Genomic DNA, 1,508 nt, shown 5'->3' with positions numbered 1-1,508 from the left:
GTGTACTAGCTTCCCAAATTGGGTAGAAGTGTAGTCCGATGGCATTGCTGCTCGGTACGACGGCTCCCGATATGATGTTGTTTCCGTACAGGAGGGATCCTGCGACTGGTTCTCTGATTCCATCGATGTCTACAGGGGGTGCGGCAATAAATGCAGTTACAAAACAAATAGTGGCAGCCAGCAGGCAAGGAATCATAAGGATACCAAACCAGCCAACATAAAGTCGATTGTTAGTAGAGGTTACCCAGGAGCAAAACTCATCCCAGGTAGACCTCTGTTGTTGTTGAAGTACAGCGGTCATTAAAAGTGCGGGGTTGTTGTTTACGAGGGTATGTATTTGAGCACTTTAATGAAGCCCGCCCAAGGCTCACGTCCAGTGGCGGGCTGTATGGATCAGAAGCTATACTTCAGACCAGCCTTGGTACCATAGGTGTTGGTGTCATCGAACGCAGCCGACAGCTCACCATAGACGGAGAGCTTGTCGGAGGCGGCAACAGAGCCAAAGATCTTGCCAGTCAGCACGGTCTCTTGTTCGCCACCATCAGGCACGACAACAGAAGGACCGCCTTGGACTCCCCAAGAACCGAAAAGACCTTCAGACTCATAGCCGACATGGAAGTCGGTAGTCTGACTGGTGAAGTCGGAGCCGGTAAAACCAGCGTTGTTCTCAACGTTCACGTAAGGACCGGCAATAGCGGCACCGTGTGCCATACCGAGGAGGAGACCGGAAGCGATAATAGATTTCATGTGTGTGTTACTTTTTCTTTTTAGCAGTTTTAGCGGAGCGGGTAAAATTAGCTTTGGTAGGTGCTCCTTTACTACCAACCTTTCTCATTTTTTCACCACTGCCAGCAGCAATACGCTTGCGCTTGGCGTGGATGTTTGCGTAAAGACCTTTCTTTGCAGCCATGATTAAGCTTTCTTGATTGTAGGTGCAACGCCTAGACCCGGATAGTATTTTACAGGTGTACTCTTACGGGGTTTAGCGTCTTTTATTGAAGGCGCGTTAGCTGGAAATGGGGATTGACCAACGTATCCAGTATTAAAATCTTTTTTAAGATTACGTTTCTTTTTCATTAGCATTTCCATTTGCGTAGTGCAAGAGCCTTCCGTGTAGGACGACCCTTGCTGTCTTTCATTGGTCCTTTGACACCAGACATGCGAGCGCAGAAGGACCGCTTGCGTGGACCACCGCCAGGCTGAGGAGCCTTGAGCTTTGATCCCGTCTCTCTATTGTACTTCTCACGGCCAGCCTTTGTCAAGCCACCGGAGCGAGATTTATGTTTGCCAATCTTTAGACTGACATTTTTTTTGCGGACCTTCTTACGTGCCATGTCACTTCTTCATGTTTTTAGCAATAGCCTTAGCTACCTTTGCAGGCATCTTAGGGTTTTTTGCTTTGAGCTTAGCAGCCTTGCCGTTCTTCTTAGGGCGACCAACCTTTGAACCGTATGTTCCTTTACCTTGTGGCATTACCAGACTCCGGGGATGATTTGACCAGTGAGTGC

The 1,508-nt window shown here is 48.6% G+C and carries 4 protein-coding genes; all 4 read right to left on the bottom strand.

Features of this window, described 5'->3' with window-relative positions:
* A partial coding sequence (locus AACP44_RS09270) for a hypothetical protein (RefSeq protein WP_339340246.1) occupies positions 1-301 on the bottom strand: 301 nt, incomplete at its 3' end.
* 92 nt (positions 302-393) lie between these two features.
* A complete protein-coding gene (locus AACP44_RS09265) occupies positions 394-747 on the bottom strand; it encodes a hypothetical protein (RefSeq protein ID WP_339340245.1) in 354 nt (117 codons plus the stop codon).
* Positions 748-754: 7 nt separating this feature from the next.
* The gene (locus AACP44_RS09260; RefSeq protein ID WP_339340244.1) at positions 755-910 is read right to left on the bottom strand and encodes a hypothetical protein; all 156 of its coding nucleotides are present in this window, start codon (positions 908-910) and stop codon (positions 755-757) included.
* Positions 911-912: 2 nt separating this feature from the next.
* The gene (locus AACP44_RS09255) at positions 913-1,077 is read right to left on the bottom strand and encodes a hypothetical protein (RefSeq protein ID WP_339340243.1); all 165 of its coding nucleotides are present in this window, start codon (positions 1,075-1,077) and stop codon (positions 913-915) included.
* Between the last annotated feature and the right edge of the window lie 431 nt (positions 1,078-1,508).

The sequence above is a fragment of the uncultured Oceanicoccus sp. genome (assembly GCF_963968385.1).
In the GTDB taxonomy this organism is placed as follows: domain Bacteria; phylum Pseudomonadota; class Gammaproteobacteria; order Pseudomonadales; family Dasaniaceae; genus Oceanicoccus.
The sequence above is the reverse complement of the archived record's forward strand: the minus strand, read 5'-3'. Positions and strand labels throughout refer to the sequence as shown.

Excerpts from the sequence above, each read along its gene's own strand:
- AACP44_RS09260 (WP_339340244.1), bottom strand. The coding sequence starts at position 910 with ATGGCTGCAAAGAAAGGTCTTTACGCAAACATCCACGCCAAGCGCAAG.
- AACP44_RS09265 (WP_339340245.1), bottom strand. The coding sequence starts at position 747 with ATGAAATCTATTATCGCTTCCGGTCTCCTCCTCGGTATGGCACACGGT.
- AACP44_RS09255 (WP_339340243.1), bottom strand. The coding sequence starts at position 1,077 with ATGAAAAAGAAACGTAATCTTAAAAAAGATTTTAATACTGGATACGTT.